Source organism: Haloterrigena sp. H1 (assembly GCF_005938085.1).
Taxonomy (GTDB): Archaea; Halobacteriota; Halobacteria; order Halobacteriales; family Natrialbaceae; genus Natrinema.
This window is the reverse complement of record NZ_SMZK01000001.1, coordinates 2,475,885-2,493,904: the sequence shown is the minus strand read 5'-3', so window position 1 is coordinate 2,493,904 and position 18,020 is coordinate 2,475,885. Positions and strand designations below refer to the sequence as shown.

General features: G+C 63.1%; 20 protein-coding genes and 1 pseudogene. 16 read left to right on the top strand and 5 right to left on the bottom strand.

What is annotated here, in order from left to right; genetic code table 11:
• Positions 1 to 135 precede the first annotated feature (135 nt).
• From E2L06_RS12445 to E2L06_RS12435, 3 genes are all read left to right on the top strand, one after another.
• A complete protein-coding gene (locus tag E2L06_RS12445; protein ID WP_138781889.1) occupies positions 136 to 687 on the top strand; it encodes a hypothetical protein in 552 nt (183 codons plus the stop codon).
• Between the two features lie 70 nt (positions 688 to 757).
• Entirely contained in the window at positions 758 to 1,156 is a 399-nt protein-coding gene (locus tag E2L06_RS12440; protein WP_138781887.1) for a nuclear transport factor 2 family protein, read from the top strand.
• Positions 1,153 to 1,365, top strand: coding sequence for a hypothetical protein (locus E2L06_RS12435; RefSeq protein WP_138781885.1), 213 nt, complete (start codon positions 1,153 to 1,155; stop codon positions 1,363 to 1,365). Before E2L06_RS12440 ends, E2L06_RS12435 begins: the two co-directional genes overlap by 4 nt.
• 29 nt (positions 1,366 to 1,394) lie before the next feature.
• Here E2L06_RS12435 and E2L06_RS12430 read toward each other — a convergent pair whose 3' ends face one another.
• Complete coding sequence (locus E2L06_RS12430; RefSeq protein ID WP_138781882.1) at positions 1,395 to 2,351, bottom strand: zinc-dependent metalloprotease; 957 nt, start codon at positions 2,349 to 2,351, stop codon at positions 1,395 to 1,397.
• A gap of 174 nt (positions 2,352 to 2,525) precedes the next feature.
• Positions 2,526 to 2,834 carry a hypothetical protein gene (locus tag E2L06_RS12425; protein WP_138781880.1) on the bottom strand — a complete coding sequence of 103 codons (309 nt, stop codon included), beginning with the start codon at positions 2,832 to 2,834 and terminating at the stop codon, positions 2,526 to 2,528.
• Positions 2,835 to 2,962: 128 nt separating this feature from the next.
• Between E2L06_RS12425 and E2L06_RS12420 the strand changes: the two genes are divergently transcribed.
• The 6 genes from E2L06_RS12420 (at position 2,963) to E2L06_RS12400 (ending at position 6,842) form a co-directional block, all read left to right on the top strand.
• Positions 2,963 to 3,190, top strand: coding sequence for an LSM domain-containing protein (locus E2L06_RS12420; protein ID WP_008011591.1), 228 nt, complete (start codon positions 2,963 to 2,965; stop codon positions 3,188 to 3,190).
• Positions 3,187 to 3,363, top strand: coding sequence for a 50S ribosomal protein L37e (locus tag E2L06_RS12415; protein WP_138781879.1), 177 nt, complete (start codon positions 3,187 to 3,189; stop codon positions 3,361 to 3,363). Before E2L06_RS12420 ends, E2L06_RS12415 begins: the two co-directional genes overlap by 4 nt.
• Positions 3,364 to 3,523: 160 nt before the next feature.
• Positions 3,524 to 4,717 carry a threonine synthase gene (locus E2L06_RS12410; protein WP_138781877.1) on the top strand — a complete coding sequence of 398 codons (1,194 nt, stop codon included), beginning with the start codon at positions 3,524 to 3,526 and terminating at the stop codon, positions 4,715 to 4,717.
• 148 nt (positions 4,718 to 4,865) lie between these two features.
• Entirely contained in the window at positions 4,866 to 5,039 is a 174-nt protein-coding gene (locus E2L06_RS21925) for a hypothetical protein (RefSeq protein ID WP_171052362.1), read from the top strand.
• 156 nt (positions 5,040 to 5,195) lie between these two features.
• Positions 5,196 to 5,897, top strand: coding sequence for a phosphoglycerol geranylgeranyltransferase (locus E2L06_RS12405; protein ID WP_138781875.1), 702 nt, complete (start codon positions 5,196 to 5,198; stop codon positions 5,895 to 5,897).
• Positions 5,898 to 6,185: 288 nt separating this feature from the next.
• Positions 6,186 to 6,842, top strand: a complete 657-nt coding sequence (locus E2L06_RS12400; protein WP_138781873.1) for a trimeric intracellular cation channel family protein — start codon at positions 6,186 to 6,188, stop codon at positions 6,840 to 6,842.
• 61 nt (positions 6,843 to 6,903) lie between these two features.
• On the opposite strand, the gene E2L06_RS12395 is transcribed toward E2L06_RS12400, so the two are convergent.
• Both E2L06_RS12395 and E2L06_RS12390 read right to left on the bottom strand, forming a co-directional pair.
• A complete protein-coding gene (locus tag E2L06_RS12395) occupies positions 6,904 to 7,689 on the bottom strand; it encodes a Sir2 family NAD-dependent protein deacetylase (RefSeq protein WP_138781871.1) in 786 nt (261 codons plus the stop codon).
• Positions 7,690 to 7,740: 51 nt separating this feature from the next.
• Entirely contained in the window at positions 7,741 to 8,409 is a 669-nt protein-coding gene (locus E2L06_RS12390) for a helix-turn-helix domain-containing protein (protein ID WP_138781869.1), read from the bottom strand.
• A gap of 149 nt (positions 8,410 to 8,558) precedes the next feature.
• Here E2L06_RS12390 and E2L06_RS12385 point away from each other — a divergent pair, with 149 nt between their 5' ends.
• The 7 genes and pseudogenes from E2L06_RS12385 to E2L06_RS12355 all read left to right on the top strand — a co-directional run bounded on the left by E2L06_RS12385 (position 8,559) and on the right by E2L06_RS12355 (position 17,248).
• Entirely contained in the window at positions 8,559 to 9,905 is a 1,347-nt protein-coding gene (locus E2L06_RS12385) for a cytochrome P450 (RefSeq protein WP_138781867.1), read from the top strand.
• Between the two features lie 89 nt (positions 9,906 to 9,994).
• Positions 9,995 to 11,299 carry an aspartate--tRNA(Asn) ligase gene (aspS, locus tag E2L06_RS12380; protein ID WP_138781865.1) on the top strand — a complete coding sequence of 435 codons (1,305 nt, stop codon included), beginning with the start codon at positions 9,995 to 9,997 and terminating at the stop codon, positions 11,297 to 11,299.
• 400 nt (positions 11,300 to 11,699) lie between these two features.
• Positions 11,700 to 12,950: an RNA-guided endonuclease TnpB family protein gene (locus E2L06_RS12375; protein WP_138781862.1), complete on the top strand. Its 1,251-nt coding sequence runs from the start codon at positions 11,700 to 11,702 to the stop codon at positions 12,948 to 12,950.
• Between the two features lie 126 nt (positions 12,951 to 13,076).
• Positions 13,077 to 13,862, top strand: a complete 786-nt coding sequence (locus tag E2L06_RS12370; RefSeq protein ID WP_138781860.1) for a hypothetical protein — start codon at positions 13,077 to 13,079, stop codon at positions 13,860 to 13,862.
• 61 nt (positions 13,863 to 13,923) lie between these two features.
• Positions 13,924 to 14,754 (top strand): pantoate kinase, encoded by an 831-nt coding sequence (locus E2L06_RS12365; RefSeq protein ID WP_138781858.1) that lies wholly within the window; start codon positions 13,924 to 13,926, stop codon positions 14,752 to 14,754.
• 109 nt (positions 14,755 to 14,863) lie between these two features.
• Positions 14,864 to 16,347: pseudogene (locus E2L06_RS12360) on the top strand (HTTM domain-containing protein).
• Positions 16,348 to 16,468: 121 nt separating this feature from the next.
• On the top strand, positions 16,469 to 17,248 hold the full coding sequence (locus E2L06_RS12355; protein WP_138781856.1) for a 4-phosphopantoate--beta-alanine ligase: 780 nt from the start codon (positions 16,469 to 16,471) through the stop codon (positions 17,246 to 17,248).
• A 21-nt stretch (positions 17,249 to 17,269) separates the two neighbouring features.
• On the opposite strand, the gene E2L06_RS12350 is transcribed toward E2L06_RS12355, so the two are convergent.
• A complete protein-coding gene (locus E2L06_RS12350) occupies positions 17,270 to 17,923 on the bottom strand; it encodes a hypothetical protein (RefSeq protein ID WP_138781854.1) in 654 nt (217 codons plus the stop codon).
• Positions 17,924 to 18,020: the final 97 nt, after the last annotated feature.

Here is an 18,020-nt window from a genome sequence, read left to right as displayed (position 1 = left end):
CGTATCCCTTTTGGTTCCGTCTCACATCCACGCGTTGCGTGGCTCGAATCGGTCATTGTCTCGCGTAACAGTCGTTTCGGGGCGTCTGTCGCGGTCATCGATACGTTCTTTCTGCCGGCGATCCAACCGGCGCGTATGCGGATACGCGAGTGGCAGGACATACTCGAGGACGTCACGGAGCGAGACGTCGATTCGGAGGACTGGCGCGCCGTCGCCGGTGACCGCGCCGGTGGCGTCGGCGAAGACATGTACCTCGCGCATCCTCGGGCCGGCGTCTTCTTCCTGAAAACGTACGCGAAAAACCCCTTCGAGGTGCGCGGCGTCGGGACGCGGGTCGCCCGCAACCTCGACGACGAAATCGGCTCGTTCATGCCCGAACGCGACGCAGGCGGTCGCTTCGCGGTCCAATCCCCGCCCGAGGACGAAGATCAGGCCGAGACCGTCGGCAAGCGCCTCGAGACCGTCCTCGAGACGCATGCGGACGCGCCGACCCGCCCGCAGGATCTGTTCGACGACGTGATGGAGGCCATCGAGAGCCCCGCCTTCGGCCCGATGGCGTACGACCAGTACGACCGCCCCGACGAACTCGAGGGCCTCGCCGAGCGCTTCGAGGAGGCCGACGAGCTGTTGAACAGCGAACTCGACGAGTTGATCGAGACCGACGAAGTCGATCGGGGCTTCATGTGAGACCGCCGGCAAGGCCGGGCCTGCGTTCGCGTCCGGTGGCTCTTTGGGAGCGGGCCTCGAGCAGAGAGCTATGTCACCGAGCGCCGAGGCCGTCGTCCACGACTACTACGACGCACTCCGCAACGGCGACCCCCTCGTTCCGTTTTTCCGAGACGACGTGTCGACCGTCAAATTCGGCATCAGCGAGTCCCTGTTCGGGAGCGACGAGATCGCGAGGGCGCTTGCAGAACAGACCGAAACGACCGACAACTGGACGGTCAGCAGCCGGCATCTCGTCGTCGACGAACGCGATGACTTCGCGACGATGGCCGACGACGTCACGATGGCCTGGACGGATACGACAAGCGGCGATCGACACCGCTTCGATAGCCGCTGGAGCGCCACGCTCGTAAACCAGCCACCGGCCGGCGACGGTGCGCGCGACTGGAGATTTGCCATGATGCACGTCAGCGCGCCACACGACCTATGAGCCGGGGTCGCGACCCCTCACGCTCGAGGACGCAGCCGAACGCGGCCGATCAGCTCAAAATCGTGTTCGTATTGCTGGTCGGGCTTTCAGGCGGCCTGATCGCCGTCCAGAGTGATGCCTCGCTGGTCATGATCGGCGGCGCGATGCTCGGCGGTATCGTCGCCGGTGGCGCGTTGTTGTGGTACCTTGTCTGGATCCTGACCGACTAGGGGTCGCAGAATCGACTTCGAGCGCCCGATCAGCGATCGATGCGTCGAATCCACAGGTCCGGCGCGTCGAGTTCGTCGTGGGTCGGCAGGTTCTCCGGTTGTTCCCAGACGAGCCCCGCCGTCTCGAGGTCGCGGACGGCGACGACGTGTTCGAAGAAGTTCTTCCCGCGCTCGTACTGGCGCTGCTTGAGTCCGAGACCGAGCAGGCGACGGAACAGCCGCTGGAGGGGACCCCGGCCCTGCCGGCGCTCGTCGAGTTTGCGTCGCAGGTCCTCGTACTCCTCGTCGAAGGCGTGGTCCATCAGAAGTTCGGCATAGCCCTCGACGACAGTCATCGCGGCGTCGAGGTCGCGGAACGCCTCGCGGTCGAACGAGCCCTCCGAGAGGGTGGCGATGCCCTCTTCCATGCGGGCCTCGAGGTGGTCCGACAGCCACGGTGCGGCCCCGAATTCGGCGGCGTGGGTCACTTCGTGGAAGGCGATCCAGCGGCGGAAGCGATCGGCGTCGACGCCGAGCGTGTCGGCTGCGTTGAGGATGTTCGGCCGGACGAAATACAGCGCGTGGTCCTCATCGGGCATGTCGGCCAGCAGGAGTGGGTCGTACTGTCCCAGGACGTTCCGTCCGAGGAAGGAAAGGAGAACGGTCATTGTCCCCGTGTTGATCGTTCGGGCGACGCCGGGGAACGCGCCGGTGTGGGTCTCGAGGGCACCCATGACCCGTTCGAAGGTGGCGACGTTGGCGTCGATCCAGTGGTGGCGGTTCTGGATTTCGATCGTCTCGGGCACGTCGAAGTCGGCACCGGAGACCGCCCGCACGGCCGCTCGCGCGTCCCGAACGTCGCGGGCGTAGCCCTCGCGCTCGCCGGCCTCGAGCTCGAGCGTGCCGGGATCGGTCGCCGCCTTGGCGGCGTCGGCGGCCGATCGCCAGTCGATCGCATCGGAACCGGACGCCCCGGCGACGGCCCGGGCGCTACGATAGAGATTCACGGATACGGATAGGGGAAGGAAGCGCAAAAGCGTTCGGCTCATACTGCCGGACAGAACGACGTGACGCCGGTCGCATGCATGCGGCCGGCTTCGTATTGACTGCTGTCCAGTAGTATCAGTCGTGTGCTACGAGCTGGTATTATCGCTCAGGCACTGCCGACCGCCGGCCGGCAATTACGTGACGATGACGTCGGGTTCCTCTTCGGGCTCGAGGTCCGATTCCTCGTCGCCGCCACGGAACTTCTTGGCGGCGACGGCGATTCCGACGAGGACGGCGAGGGCGACTAGCGCGCCGACGGCGCTTTTGCCTTTGCCACCGGACTCCTCGTCTGCAGCCACAGCCTCGTCAGACTCTGTCTCGGGTTCCGTCTCCGCTGTCGATTCCGTGCTGCCGATCGGGAGCGTCTCGCCGATCGTTCCCGGCCCGAACTGTGTATCGCCGTCGAAGTGCAATTCGATGAGAGTGAACTTCTTGTCGCCCATGCGTAGCCGGTCCACGAGCGGACACTTAGCCGTTTGGTTAGGTCCAACCGGTTGACTCGTGGATGAAATATGGCTGGACTGGACTCCGGACCGGTACGATTAAGTGGCCATCTCCTGCGGTGTTGCGTATGAGTGGACGACCGCTGGACGTTCTCGAGGCGTCGCTCGGTGACCGCGTCACGGTACGACTCAAGAGTGGCGACGAACACGTCGGCGAACTCGCCGGCTACGATCAGCACATGAATCTGGTGCTCGAAGACGTAACGATTCCCGTCGAGGGAAGCGTCGAAGAGGATGCCCCGGTCGAAGACACAACCATTATACGCGGCGACAACGTCGTCTCGATCACTCCATGACTGGTGCAGGAACCCCGAGCCAAGGAAAGAAGAACAAGACGACCCACACCAAGTGTCGTCGCTGCGGAGAGAAGTCCTACCACACGAAGAAGAAGGTCTGCTCGTCGTGCGGCTTCGGCAAATCGGCCAAACGCCGCGACTACGAGTGGCAGTCGAAAGCCGGCGACAACTGATCTTTCGGGTCTCTCTTTCGATTCCGCTGATCGCACACTCGATAGCGTAGCTGTCGGTATTCGCAGACCGTATCACAGCCACGGTCGTGCCTCGACCGGTTCGGTGTTCCGGAGGGCCGCCGATGGACAGCCCTTAGTTCGGAGCCGCTAACACTCCCGTATGGAGACGACAGACGCCTTTACTGGGCTCGAGTGTGTCGACTGCGGGGCCACCGTCGACGCCGTCGCGGAGTCTCACCGCTGTCCGGACTGTGGCGGCACGCTCGACCCGACCTACGAGTACGACGCGATCGACCTCGACCGCGAGACGCTTGCCGCCCGGCCGTTCGACGGGCAGTGGCGCTACGCGGAGTTGCTCCCGTTTTCCCGCGAGTCGGCGGTGACGACCGCGGAGGGTGCGACCGCGCTGGTCGACTGTCCCGATCTTGCCGACGAACTCGGCGTCGGACACGTACTCATCAAGGACGACGGGCGGAACCCGACGGGCTCGAGTACGGATCGTGGTGCGTCGGTCGCCGTCACGGCGGCTGCCCACCACGGCGCGACCGACGTCGCGTTGCCCTCGACGGGCAGCGGCGGGCAGGCCGTCGCAGCCTACGCGGCTCGCGCGGGACTCGAGGCGCACGCGTATCTTCCCTCGCGCTCGGGCTTTACGAACAAGGCGATGGTCAACGTCCACGGCGGCGACATGAACGTCGTCGGCGGTCGCTTCGACGACGCCGTCGGGGCCTTCGAGGAGGGACTGGGCGAACACGACGACTGGTACTCCCTGCGACCGTTCGAGACCCCATATCGCCACGAGGGCGCGAAGACGCTGTTCTACGAGGTCATCGAACAACTCGAGTGGGAGGTCCCCGACGCGATCTGTTTCCCTACTGGGGAGGGCGTCGGCCTCGTCGGCGCGGCCAAAGGCGCAGCCGAGTATCGTGACCTCGGGCTGATCGACGAGATGCCCGCACTGTATGCCGCGCAGGCATCGGGCTGTGCGCCGATCGTCGAGGCGTTCGACGACGACCGCGACGCCCACGAGCCGGTCGAACACCCGGACACGATCTGCGGTGAACTCGAGATTCCCGATCCCGCCGCGAGCCCGCGCGTGCTCGAGGCGATCCGCGAGACCGACGGCGGTGCGGTCGCGACCGACGATCCGGATATCCTCGAGGCCGCCGTGCGCGTCGCGCAGGCGACCGGGCTCGAGCCGACGCCGAGTGCCGCGGCGGCCGCAAGCGGTGCGTGGGAACTCGCAGAGCGCGGTGCGTTCGACGGCGACGAAACGATCGTCATCGTCAACACCGGGGCGGGGAACAAGGAAGCCGACGTGTTGCGCAGCCATCTGATGGGGCAGGGAATCTGACCGGCTCCTGGACGAGTACCTAGTACTCGGTGATATCGACTCCGAAATCCGCTCAAAACCGATAGCAGCCGGTCAGATCCCCGTTCTGGATCGGTGGCGACCACCGACAGTGTCTTGACTGCGAGACGAGTAGACGAAACGAGTACCAATGTGTGAACATTCACCAGAGTGTTCGAACGGGGACATGTGCCAGCTCGTTCTCAAGAACGGGCAAACCGGTCTGGAGACCGCCGAATATTACTGCAAGGCCCACCTCGTGCTGCGGATCTGGGAGGTCGAAAACGACAGCTCGCTACAGGCTGTCAGTGCCGAGCAGTTGTGACTCGGGGCGACCACCGCGATGCCGCTCGCGCGCGGCGAGCGGCCCGCTAGGGCTCGAGTGCAGGACTGATCGCGGCAGTCTCGTCGGGTGACACGCGGACGCTCGAGACGGGGGCGTTCCGTAGCGCTTTTGCTGGTTGTCTGGCAACGACGCGGTATGACTACCCCCTGGGACGACTGGAATCACGTTCTCAAGATCGATCCGGACAAGGAGTTACCCGAGGGAGTGACCTACGGCGATCTCTGTGCGACCGGTACTGACGCGATCGAAGTCGGCGGGACGATGGGCATCACCGAGGAGAACATGAGTGCCGTCATCGACGCCTGTGCTGAACACGACGTCCCGCTCTATCAGGAGCCCTCGAACCCGCAGGTCGTCCTCGAGGACGACGCGCTCGACGGCTATCTTATTCCGACGGTGTTCAACGCCGGCTCGCCGTTCTGGATCACCGAGGCCCACAAGGAGTGGGTCCGACTCGACGACGACCTCGACTGGGAGCGGACGACGACGGAGGCCTACATCGTCATGAACCCCGAGGCCGACGTGGCGACGCTGACGGAGGCAAACTGCGACCTCGGCGCCGACGACGTCGCCGCCTACGCAACGGTCGCCGAGCGGATGTTCGGCCAGGAGATCGTCTATCTCGAGTATTCAGGCATGCTCGGCGACGAAGGCGTCGTCGACGCCGCTGCCGAGGCCACCGACGATTCGACGTTGTTCTACGGCGGTGGCATCCACGACTACGACTCCGCATATTCGATGGCCCAGTACGCCGATGTCATCGTCGTCGGTGACCTCGCACACGACGAGGGTATCGAAGCCGTTCAGGAAACGGTCGAAGCGGCAAACGACGTATAAACGCGACTGTCCCTCGTCTCCCCGATTAGGACAACTCTCCCTCCCACATACCGATCCGTTGTGGATTTCACGACCAAGTGATACTACCGGACAACAGTCAGTGAATTCTCGATCGCGTCTCGACGGCTGTCGCCGTCGGCGACAGCGTCTTGGGTGCGATCGAGGTATGAATCGTTTTGTCCGGCAATATGAGTACAGGTCGTGCAGTCACTGCACGTGAGGGGGTAGTGGCGCTGAAGACGGGTCGTCTCGGAGCACTCAAGAGACTCGTTCTCTTAGGAGCGCCTAATGGGTCAGGAGCTTCTTGAGGTATTGTTTGGCGATCCATTTGCGGTGATGAACACGATCGGGTTGATCGCGTTCGCCCTCGTCGGATCGTCGAAGGCGATCCGTGAGGAATTCGACTTGCTCGGCATTACGATCGTTGGGTTGGCAATGGCATTCGGCGGTGGGGCAACACGCGATATTCTTGTGAGACGGGTTCCATTAGCACTGCAGTCCCCGATCGAAATCAGTCTGGGGCTGCTTGGAGTCGGGTTAGCGATCGTACTGAGCGTCGTTCTCTCCTCTCCAGAGACGCACCCTATCACGCTTGTCTCGGATGCGATCGGGCTCGCTGCCTTTACAACAGCTGGTGCGATCGTCGCAACCGAGGCTGGTGTATCAGTATTTGGTGTCGTTACGATCGCAACGATCAACGCCGTCGGTGGCGGTGCGTTCGCGGATATCCTTCTCGACCGCTCCCCGTTCATTCTCTTCGAAGATTTCTATGCCAGTTGTGCCGTCCTCGGTGGGAGTGCATACTGGATCGTGGGAACGGTCGGAGCAAACGGGGGGACGGCTGCTGTGGTGTGTGCTGCCGTGACCGTCGTGACTCGGTTAGCTGCGGTTACGTACGACTGGCATCTCCCAACAGTGCAGAATTTAGAGCTCTTACAGAATTGATCGACGCAACAGTAGGGCAACGTGGCCTACAGCGCTGTTGACGAACTGCTACTGCTGCCCGTTACTCGGTGACGAGTTCCCGTAGCCGCGGTAAGACAGTCGTCACGTCCTCGCGATAGACGACGTCGGCGAGGCTGTCACACGGCGTCGACTCGAGGTTGACGACCCCGACCGTCGCGCCGGTTTCCGCGGCAAGTCGCGGGAGCGAAGCGGCGGGCTGGACGCTCAGCGAGGAGCCGACCGCGAGGAAGACGTCGCTCTCGCGGGCGAGCGATCGCGCGCGCTGGATCGCCGCACCCGGCAGCTGTTCGCCAAAGAGGACGACATCGGGCTTGAAGACGCCGCCACAGTCACAGGTCGGCGGCAAATCGCCGGCGGCTGCACGCTCGATAATCGGCTCGCTGTCCCGGCGGTGCCCACAGTCTTGACAGCGAACTCGTTGGGCGTTGCCGTGGAGTTCGAGGATCGTCGTGTCGTCGTCCGAGTCGTCTCCGGCGCCAGCGACGACTGTATCAGCCGCCGCGCCGTGTAACCCGTCCGTATTCTGGGTACAGATCGCCTCGAGGGTACCCGCACGCCCCATCGCGGCCAGCGCATTGTGGGCCGCGTTCGGCTCGGGGTCGTCGCCGAACAGTTCCTGCTGGAGGGCGACGCGATCGTCCCAGAACCCTGCGGGATCGCGCTGAAGCCGGCCGTAGGCGAACTGTCCTTCGTCGAATCGGTCCCAGATGCCGTCGTCACCGCGGAAGGTTGGGACACCCGACGGGGCCGAGATACCCGCGCCAGTCAGGGCAACGACGGTGTCTGCACGTCGGATGTCGTCGGCGAGTGACTCGAGGTCGTCCATATCGAGAGAGCGACGGCCGATCGATAAAAGCGAGGCGAATCGGCCATTCGATTATCGCATCGTCGACGCGTACCTGGCTGCCAGCGTCGCGTCGATCCGCTGGAGGTGTTCGCTGACGGTTCCCGGCGCAAGATCGAGTTTCGCGGCCAGTTCCCGGTGGGTCGTCTCGCGTGGTACTTCGTAGTACCCCTCGCTGACCGCGAGCTCGAACAGTTCCTGCTGGCGGGCGGTCAGCGTCGGCGCGGAGCTGCCACCGCTGGGGTCGTACTCGCCCAACCGCTGAAGGTCGACGTCGATCCCCTCGGGAAGCGCCGCGGCAGCGCGCTGGAGCGCCCGGCTCGTCCCGAGCGCCGTCACCTCGAGTCCGCGAGCGGCGTCGGTGTCGACGTAGGCCATCGGCCAGTCGAGGACGATTTCGTGCTCGCGGAGGATCGATAGCAGGTCGTCGACGGGCTCGACGATTTGACACTGCACGTAGGCGACGCCGCGGCCGTCCGTGCCGGCGACGTCGTACTCGAGTGCCTCCGGACTGTCGGCGAGCAACGCGCGGGCCTGCTCGAGATCGCCACGAAGCTCGAGGAGCTCGACGTACCGCTGTTCGTGGATCGGATTCAGGTAGCGGATCGTTTCGATTTCGACCGCGTCGCTGCGGCCAAAGTGGTCGTCGATCGCGTTGAGTCGACCGTCGGCCCACGTCAGCACCATTGTGGCGTATCTCATCGCCGATCACCGCCAGCGTCGTCGGTCGGCGCGTTTGAGATCGGAGCGACGAACGAACTCATAGCGGTCCGTATCGGCCCTCAACTTAAAAACACCTAGCGTGCTCGGCCATACAGAAAGGTGGCCGCGGATCCTTTCTCCGGCTACGAATGCGCCACGACACGTCTGCGACCGCTGACCGCTATCCGCCGGGTCCGGACGGACTCCCGCTGCTTGGCAATCAGGTCGCGTTCCTCCGTGATCCGTACGGCTTCATGACGCGAACGGCCCGCGAGTACGGCGATATCGCCTCCTGGAAGGATCCTGAAGGCCGAGTCTACCAGCTGAACCACCCCGACTACATCGAGCACGTCCTCGTCCAGAACAACGAGAACTACGTCAAAGGCGAGCGCTTCCAGAACGTTCTCGGGCCACTGACTGGTAACGGCATCCTCAACAGCGAGGGCGCGGTCTGGCGGCGCAACCGCCACCTGATCCAGCCCGCGTTCCACCCCGACCGGATTCAGGAGTACGCGACGATGATGACCGAGTTCACCGAGCAGGCCCTCGAGTCGTGGGACGACGGCCAGACACGACTCGTCCACGAGGACATGATGGAGGTGACGCTGAAGATCGTCGCCCGGGCGCTGTTCGGGGTCGACGTCGACGATCACGTCGACACCATCGGCTCGGCGCTCGAGCGCTTCATGGAGGCCTCCGAAAGCCTCTCGAACTATGTCCTCCCTCCGAACGTCCCGACGCCGGCCAGACGGCAAATCCAGCGCGCGCGGGCAGACCTTGATGAGGTCGTCTACCGGCTGATCGAGCAACGGCGGACTGATCCGACGGATCACGACGTCATCTCGAAACTGCTCGAGGCGACCGACGAGCGCGACACCGGGATGTCGGACGACCAGATCCGGGACGAGGTGGTCACGCTGTTGCTTGCCGGCCACGAGACGACGGCGCTGTCGCTGACGCTGACGATGTATCTCCTCTCGAGGAACCCGCAGGTCGAGCAACGGCTCGTCACGGAACTCGAGGATGTCCTCGGCGACCGGACGCCGACGATGGACGACCTTTCTGACCTGTCCTACACCGAACGCGTCGTCAAGGAGTCGATGCGACTCTATCCACCCGTGCCGGGGATCGTCCGCGAACCGGTCAAACCTGACATCATCGACGGCTACGAGATCGAACCGGGATCGACCGTCCGGATGCACCAGTGGGTCGTCCACCGCGATCCCCGGTGGTACGACGATCCGCTCGCGTTCCGGCCGGACCGGTGGACCGACGACCTCGAAAGCGACCTCCCGAAACTGGCGTACTTCCCGTTTGCGGCGGGTCCGCGTCGCTGTATCGGCGATCGCTTTGCGATGCTCGAGGCGCGGCTCATCCTCGCGACGGTCTACCGCGACTACCACCTCGAACTCGTTCCCGGGACGGACCTTGACCTGATGGCGACGGTGACTGCGCGGCCGAAACACGAGATTCCGATGACTGTCCACGAGCGGTAACGTGCCGGCGTCGTTCGCGCACTCACGGACACCGGCTGCCGCGAGTCCGAACGACTGTGCTTAAGTTCCGCCTGCGTGAATCGGGTGGTATGCAGGACAGAACCTACACTGCCGACGCCGAGCCGGGCGACGACGTCACCGTCGCCGGCTGGGTCCACGAGATCCGCGATCTCGGTGGCATCGCCTTCCTGATTCTCCGAGACACCTCGGGTAAGATCCAGATCAAGTTCGAGAAAGACGAGATGGACGAGGACTTGGTCGAGACCGGTCTGGGCGTCTCTCGCGAGAGCGTCGTCCAAGTCTCCGGCGCTGTCGAGGAGGAGCCGCGCGCGCCGACGGGCGTCGAGGTCACGCCCGAGTCCGTCGAGGTCGTCGCGCCCGCCGATCCCGAACTGCCGCTCGACCCCTCCGGGAAGGTCGACGCCGACCTCTCGACGCGACTGGACAACCGCACCCTCGACCTGCGCAAGGACGAGGTCCAGGCCATCTTCGAGATCCGCTCGGAGATCCTGCGCGCGGTCCGCGACCAGTTCCGCGAGTTCCGCTGTACGGAGATCACCACGCCGAAGATCGTCGCGACCGGAACAGAAGGCGGCACGGAACTCTTCCCGATCACCTACTTCGGCGAAGAGGCGTTCATGAACCAGTCGCCACAGCTGTTCAAACAGCTCATCGCTGGCTCAAACGTCGAACGCGTCTTCGAGATCGGCCCGATCTTCCGCGCCGAGGAACACAACACGCCCCGACACCTGAACGAGGCGACCTCGATCGACTTCGAGGGCGCGTTCTGCGACCAGAACGACGCCATGGACGTCGTCGAAGGCGTCGTCAAAGCGGCCTACGAGGCCATCGCCGAGAACTGCGCCGACGAACTCGAGGCGCTCGGTCTCGAAGACGAGTTCAGCGCACCCGAGGAATCGTTCCCGCGCATCAGCTACGAGGACGCCATCGAGCGCATCAACGCGACGGGCGAACTCGACGAACAACTCGTCTGGGGCGACGACCTCTCGACGGAAGCCGAGAAGGCGCTCGGCGACGATGTCGGCGGCCACTACTTCATCACGGACTGGCCGAGCGAGATCAAGCCGTTCTACATCAAGGACCACGACGACGATCCCGAACTCTCGACGGGCTTCGACCTGATGCACCCGCGCATGGAACTGGTCTCGGGCGGCCAGCGTGAACACCGCCACGAGAAGCTTATCGAGGGCTTCGAACAGCAGGGGCTCGATCCCGACCAGTTCGAGTACTACACGAAGATGTTCAAATACGGCATGCCGCCCCACGCCGGCTTCGGCCTCGGTGGCGAGCGTCTGATCATGACGATCCTCGGGCTGGACAACATCCGAGAGGCTGTGTTGTTCCCGAGAGACCGACAGCGACTCTCGCCGTAGGCGCGGTCGCTGTTCGTCGATCGGGAGCAGGGAGGTGCTTTGCTCCGACCGTGTTCCCACGCGACCGGCAGCGCCTGTCGCCGTAGGCGGCAAACCTGGGAGTCAGCGAGACGACCGAAGGAAGTCTCGCCGGACCGGCAGCGCCTGTCGCTTACAGCGACCGGTGACGGACCAAACCGATCGCTCCGGTCGATCAGCAGACACTGATCCTCAGTTTTGAGGAACGATCACCGAAAGCTACGAGTCCACGAGCCGTTTCTATCTTTGAACAGCGAGAGAATCCCACCGTTTACGGTGGGCGTGAATCGCGTCACTGGATTATACAAGCCACCGTCGGTGGCAGACTGGATATTCTACGATAATCCACACCATTAAGTTGATTTATTTACATAGCCTATGTGTGGCGATTCAGGTTACTCGTACCTATGTTGGTTCCATCCAGAACCAGCGACAGGTCTGCGATGACCTCGATTCGCTCGGCGATTCCGTCTCGAAACTCTGGAACGTTGCACGCTGGACAGCCGATCGCATCTGGGATGAAACCGGCGAAATCCCCGATGAAGGATCGTTGAAAGCGTACATGAAGAACCAACCGTGCTGGAAAGACCTGAACGCACAATCCAGTCAGAAAGTCATCGAAGAACTTTCCGACGCTTTCCAGTCGTGGTTTGACTTGCGACAGAAGGACAACGAGGCGAATCCGCCCGGCTACCGCAAACACGGTGACGAACGTCCGCGCAGTACAGTCACGTTCAAAGCAGACGGTTTCAAACACGACTCCGAGAACAACCGAGTCAGACTCTCGAAAGGCTCGAATCTGAAAGAACACTGGTCGGACTTTATCCTTTGCGAGTACCAGACCCGGCCAGACGTTGACCTCTCAGAAGTCACCCGAGTACAGAACGTTCGCGCCGTCTGGAACGGCGACGAGTGGGAACTGCACTTCGTCTGCAAAGTCGCACTCGAAACTAGTGACTCGGCAGATGACGGAGTCGCAGGTATCGACCTCGGCATCACGAACATTGCCACGATTGCTTTCCCAGACGAGTACGTCCTGTACCCCGGTAACTCACTCAAACAGGACAAACACTACTTTACACGTGCCGAGTACGACACCGAGGGAGAGAACGGCCCCTCGGAAAAGTCGATGTGGGCGCGTCGAAAACTCACAGAACGGGAGACACACTTCTACCACGCACTCACTGACACCATCATCACCGAATGTGTTGAACGAGGTGTTGGAACGTTGGCAGTGAGTTGGCCTGAAGGCGTGCGTAAGTCTGACTGGGGAAAGACCGGCAACAAGAAATTGCACTCGTGGGCGTTCGACCGCATTTACCAGTATCTCGCGTACAAAGGCCAGATACGTGGTGTTGAGGTACTGAAAGAAAACGAGTGGGTGACGTCGAAGACGTGTTCGGCGTGTGGTGACGTCACGAAGTCGAACCGGGTGGAGCGGGGCTTGTACGTCTGCTCGTCGTGTGAGTTAGTGGCCAATGCGGATTGTAACGGGGCGGAGAATATGCGCCAGAAGATAACTCCGAGTCCTCACGGTGAGGATAGGAGTAACGGCTGTGTGGCACAGCCATCGGTACACCTGTTCGACCGCGAGAGCGGGACGTTCAAAACGAGAGAACAGGTCGTATCGTAGACCGGCAAATATCCCACCTGCGGTACGGGAAGCCTCGCCGTTTACGGCGAGGAGGATGTCACCGATAGACAAGGCCGGCCGCTCGGTTCGCACGTCGACCGAGGGCCATGTGCTCGAGGAACTTTCATGACCCAGAAACGCACTCTCGGTATCGGACTCCTGGCTGTGGTGATCGTCGCCGCACTCCTGATCGGCGGACTCGTCGTGCTCTCCGAGACGCTCGCCGAGGACAGTTATACGAGCGAGTACAGCTACGACGTCGAAATCACGACGAACGGGACGCTGACGAACGCGACGGTGCTCGTCCCGGTGCCGGTCTCGGACGGTGAGGTGTCCGTTACTGGTGCGCTCGAGGATGGCGACTACTACGCCCAGCCCGACGCGTTCTCATCTCGAATCGTCGAGACCGACCGCGGCCCGATGCTCGAGGTGACTGCCGACGAGTTCGTCGTCGACCCCGAGTATTACCGGGTCGTCGAAGAGGGCGAGATGGGGCGGACGGAACCGATCACGGCCGACGAGTACGATCCGGACGACCCCGACATGTTCGTCCGCGACCGCGACCAGTACGAACTGACTCTCCGGATCGAGAGCGACGAGCGAATCGAGACGCGCGAGCCGGTCGGCACGGAGCCAGTACTCGAGCCACGCGTCGACGTCACTGAGACGGCGTGTCTCGACGGAGCGGAACGTTGTCAGGAGTATACCGGCTTCGTCTATGCCGAGTACGACGCCGATCCGTCGACCGACGTTTCGATCCGCGTCTCACACCGCGGCGAGAACTCGTGGTGGGTCGGCGGCTGGAGCGGTAATTGGTACAGCGACGAGGTGACTGTCGCGCTCGGTGGCTCGCAAGCGGACTGGATCGCCGTCGACGGCAGCCTCGAGGCCGGTCAGGGATCGTATCGCTGACGGTCGACGAACGCCGTGTCGAATCTTCACTATTATATCACCTCAGTTGTAAGGGTGCCCAATGCGTGAGGAGGCGACCGCGTTCGTACCAGGGCATATCACGGGCTTTTTCAGCGCGCACCCGGACGAGGATCCGACGAAAGCCGGTTCCCGGGGTGCGGGGCTGACGCTGACCGACGGCGTCGAGGTGACGGTCGAACCGACATCCGGCGAGTCGACGATCGTGCTCGACGGCGAGGAACTCGCGATCGATCCCGTTCGTACCGTCCTCGAGACGCTCAACGTGACCGCACGCGTCGAGGCAGAATCCGACCTGCCGCTCGGTGCCGGATTCGGCATCTCGGGGGCGATGGCACTCGGGACGGCGCTTGCAGCCAACTGCGTGTTCGGACGCAAGCTCTCGACGAACGAACTGGTCACGATCGCCCACGGGGCAGAGGTACAGGCTGGGACCGGCCTCGGCGACGTGGTCGCGCAGGCACACGGCGGCATCCCGATCCGTCTCGAGCCCGGCGGCTCACAGCACAACGTCATCGACGCGATTCCGGCACGGGCACGCGTCGAGTACGTCTCGTTCGGCCAGCTCTCGACGGCCGACGTACTGTCGGACGATACCGATCAGCTAACAGCCGCCGGAAAAGAGGCACTCGCTCGAGTCGTCGACGAGCCGACGTTGCTGTCCTTTCTGTATGCGTCGCGCCGGTTCGCACGCGATGCGGAACTGTTGACGGAGCAGGTCAGAGAGGCAATCGCCGACGTCTCGGCGGTCGAGGGACAGGCTTCGATGGCCATGCTTGGTGAGACCGTCTTCGCACTCGGGACAGGGCTGTCCGATGCGGGCTACGAGCCGTCGGTCTGTGCCACCCATCCGGCCGGTGCCATGCTGCGGTAAGTGTGAAGCGCAGGTGCCGCGCAGTCTGGCGTGGGTTCTTGCGCCATCGAATAAGGAGAAAACACTTATAGGCTGGGTTGAAAGTCGGCGATCAGCCACGCTGGTCACCATGCCTGCCTCTCCTGCTCCATCGCCGACCACGTCTGACGGTGACGAAGCGAGAGCCACGTCGCTTCGGGCGCGTCTCCGGTCCCATTTCGGGATCGATCCTCGAGCGCTGGGCGCGTTTCGAATCGGGGTTGCCCTCGTTGTCATCGCCGATCTCCTCGTTCTTCGGGCCCCGCAACTGGCGATGTTCTACACGGATGAGGGGGTCTTCCCTCGGGCCGCACTCGTGGAGACGTCTCCGACGCTCGCACGGTGTCCTTGCACGCGATGTCCGGGTCCCTGTGGGCACAAGCGCTGTTGCTGGGACTCACGAGTATGCTCGCCGTATGTCTACTCGTTGGCTATCGATCTCGATTCGCGGCAATCGGGTTGGCGTTGCTGCTCGCGTCGTTGCACGCTCGCAATCCATATCTGGTCAACGGAGGCGATACAGTCCTTATTTCAGTGCTGGTCTTCGGAGCGTTTCTGCCGCTCGACACACGGTGGGCACTTCGTGGCCGCCACCGACAGGCCGACGACCGGATCGTTTCGGTGGCAACTGCCACGGTTCTTCTCCATATCGTCGTGATCTATGCGATCAACGCGATCCTCAAGTTCCAGAGCGATGCCTGGACGAGCGGCGTGGCGGTCCAACGAGTCTTTCAGTTGGAAGACTTCGTCTACCTGTTGGGTCCGACCCTCGCGGAGTATCCCGCAGTCCTCACCGGGATCAACTGGCTCTGGACCGCTGTGCTGTCTGCGTCGGTGCTGCTCGTGCTCGCAACCGGCTGGCTCCGGATCGCGACCGTCGTCGCGTTCGTCGGTGCACACCTTTCGATGGCCGCAACGATGCGGCTCGGTGCCTTTCCGTTCATCATGAGCGCGGTCGTGCTGTTGTTCCTCCCGCCCCGACTCTGGGAGCACGTCGACCGACTCGTTACCGAAAGCGGCGTCTCGTCCCGGTTGACGCCACTTCTGAGAGAGCCACCCGAATCTCCACGACTTGGTTTCGTCCGGTCCCCGCTCGTCCGACGCGGCACACGCCTCGCTACAGCAGGGGTACTCGTCTGTCTGTTCGTCATGCTGGTCGGCTGGCAGGTCGCCGCGGCAGGGCTCGTCGAGACGCCATCCTCGGCGGCAGACAGCACACTCGAGAGCGCGAGCTGGGCGTTTTTCGCGCCAGCCCCGCCGGATTCGTACAGCTGGTACGTCGTCGAAGCCGAGTACGAGTCCGGGACGTCGATCGATCTCATCGACGGTGAGACGATGGATTTCGATCGCCCACCAAACGCCATGGAACGGTATTCAACGACGCTCTGGAAACGATATGGGACGAAGTCACAGGGTGCCGACGGCGTCGTCCAGCCAGCCGCAGCGTACGTATGTGAGCAGACGCCGGGCGATATCGAGTCGGTGACGATCTATCGCGTCGAACAACCCGTCGATACGAACGGACCGATCGGCGAGCCGGTTCCACATCAGCGAGCCGCTGCTCCGTGTGGCTGATGCGGGTGAGCCGGGTTCGGAACCAGTGTAACCGGGCTCTCGGCTGCATCACGGTCGCCGCGTACTCCGGTCTCAGGCGGGTATCAGTCGACTTTTTATCGATCGGTGCGAGTCCTCGCTCGTGAGCGACTACGACAGCGTCTCCGCCGATGTCGAGCACGAGGAGGAGATTCCGGAGGACCACCCCAGATATCAGGACCTGCTCACTCGCCACCGGATCGAGCAGGGCGTCGAGAAGGGGATCACACACCTCCAGGGGATGCACGCCGAGGGACGAGGCAGCGCGTTCGACTACCTGCTGGGCGAGGAGACGATCCCGAGCGCCGACGCGGCCGAACGGGCGGCCGCAGCCCACCTGCTGCTGGCCGAGCACCCGGTGCTTTCGATCAACGGCAACGTGGCGGCGCTGGTCCCCGGCGAGATGGTCGACCTCGCCGCCGCCGTCGACGCCGACCTCGAGGTCAATCTCTTTAATCGCACCCCGGAACGGATCGACGCCATCGCCGACCATCTACGCGACCACGGTGCGGAGGACGTGAAGGGACTCGAGGCCGACGCGCGCATTCCGAACTTAGAGCACAAGCGAGCGAAAGTCGACGCCGACGGCATCTACGACGCGGACGTGGTGCTCGTCCCGCTTGAGGACGGCGACCGTGCCGAAGCGTTAGACGAAATGGGTAAGACCGAGATCGTGATCGACCTCAACCCGCTGTCACGCTCGCCGCAGGTAGCTGACGTGCCGATTGTCGATAACATCATCCGCGCGGTGCCGAACATGACCGAGCACGCGCAGGCGTTAGCGGACGCTGACGAGGCTGAACTGCGGGCGATTATCGAAGACTTCGATCGGGAGCGGGCGCTCGAGAACGCGGAAGAACGCATCCGATCGGGCGATCTCTGACCGGTTTCATCGGACCGATATTCAGGGTGCTCCGGGAATTGTCGGTGACACGGAATCGCGCGCACCGTCGCGCTCGATGACTTGTTGTTTCTCGACACCGTCGACGAACGGCAGTTTCGACCTGAGAGATCCAATGCCCTCTTCGACCCGGTAGTACGACAGCCACAGCCGTTCGCTAAGCGACCGCGCGAGCGAGTTGTCGATTTCGTAATTGATTCCCGGCCCGTACTCGAGTTCGTCGCCGTCGATGAGCCAGTATCGGGCCAGCGCGACGCCCGTCTCGGCGTCGTAGCCGCGGGTGAGGTAGTGTCTGTATGGGTGGCGAATCCACGAGCACTCCCAGTGGGCGTAGATGTCGACTCCCGACTGGTTCTCGAGGTCGTGGAGGACGATGTGCAGCTGCTTGTCGGCGAGCAGCGACGGCCGCCACACCCACGACCCTTCGGAGGTGTTGCCGTCCACTCTGACCTTGAGCGCGGCGATCGGATTGCGCGAGAATCCCAGTCGCTCGAGGATGTCCTCGATCGCCTGCTCCGAGCAGTGGGCCGTTAGCACGTACTCGTCGGCGGTCGTGTGACTGATCGCGTAGCCGCCGAACGTGCCTCGAAAGAGGAAGTGAAGCTGTGGTATGAGACTCCGGCGCACGGCGTTGACGATGTCCTCTCGGTAGCTCATTGATTGGCACGGCTATGACGACCGGCCGGAAGAGTATTGGGCTGGCAGTTCACGCTGATCTCGCGTACTCCCTCGAGACGAGCGGTATGGGTCCTGT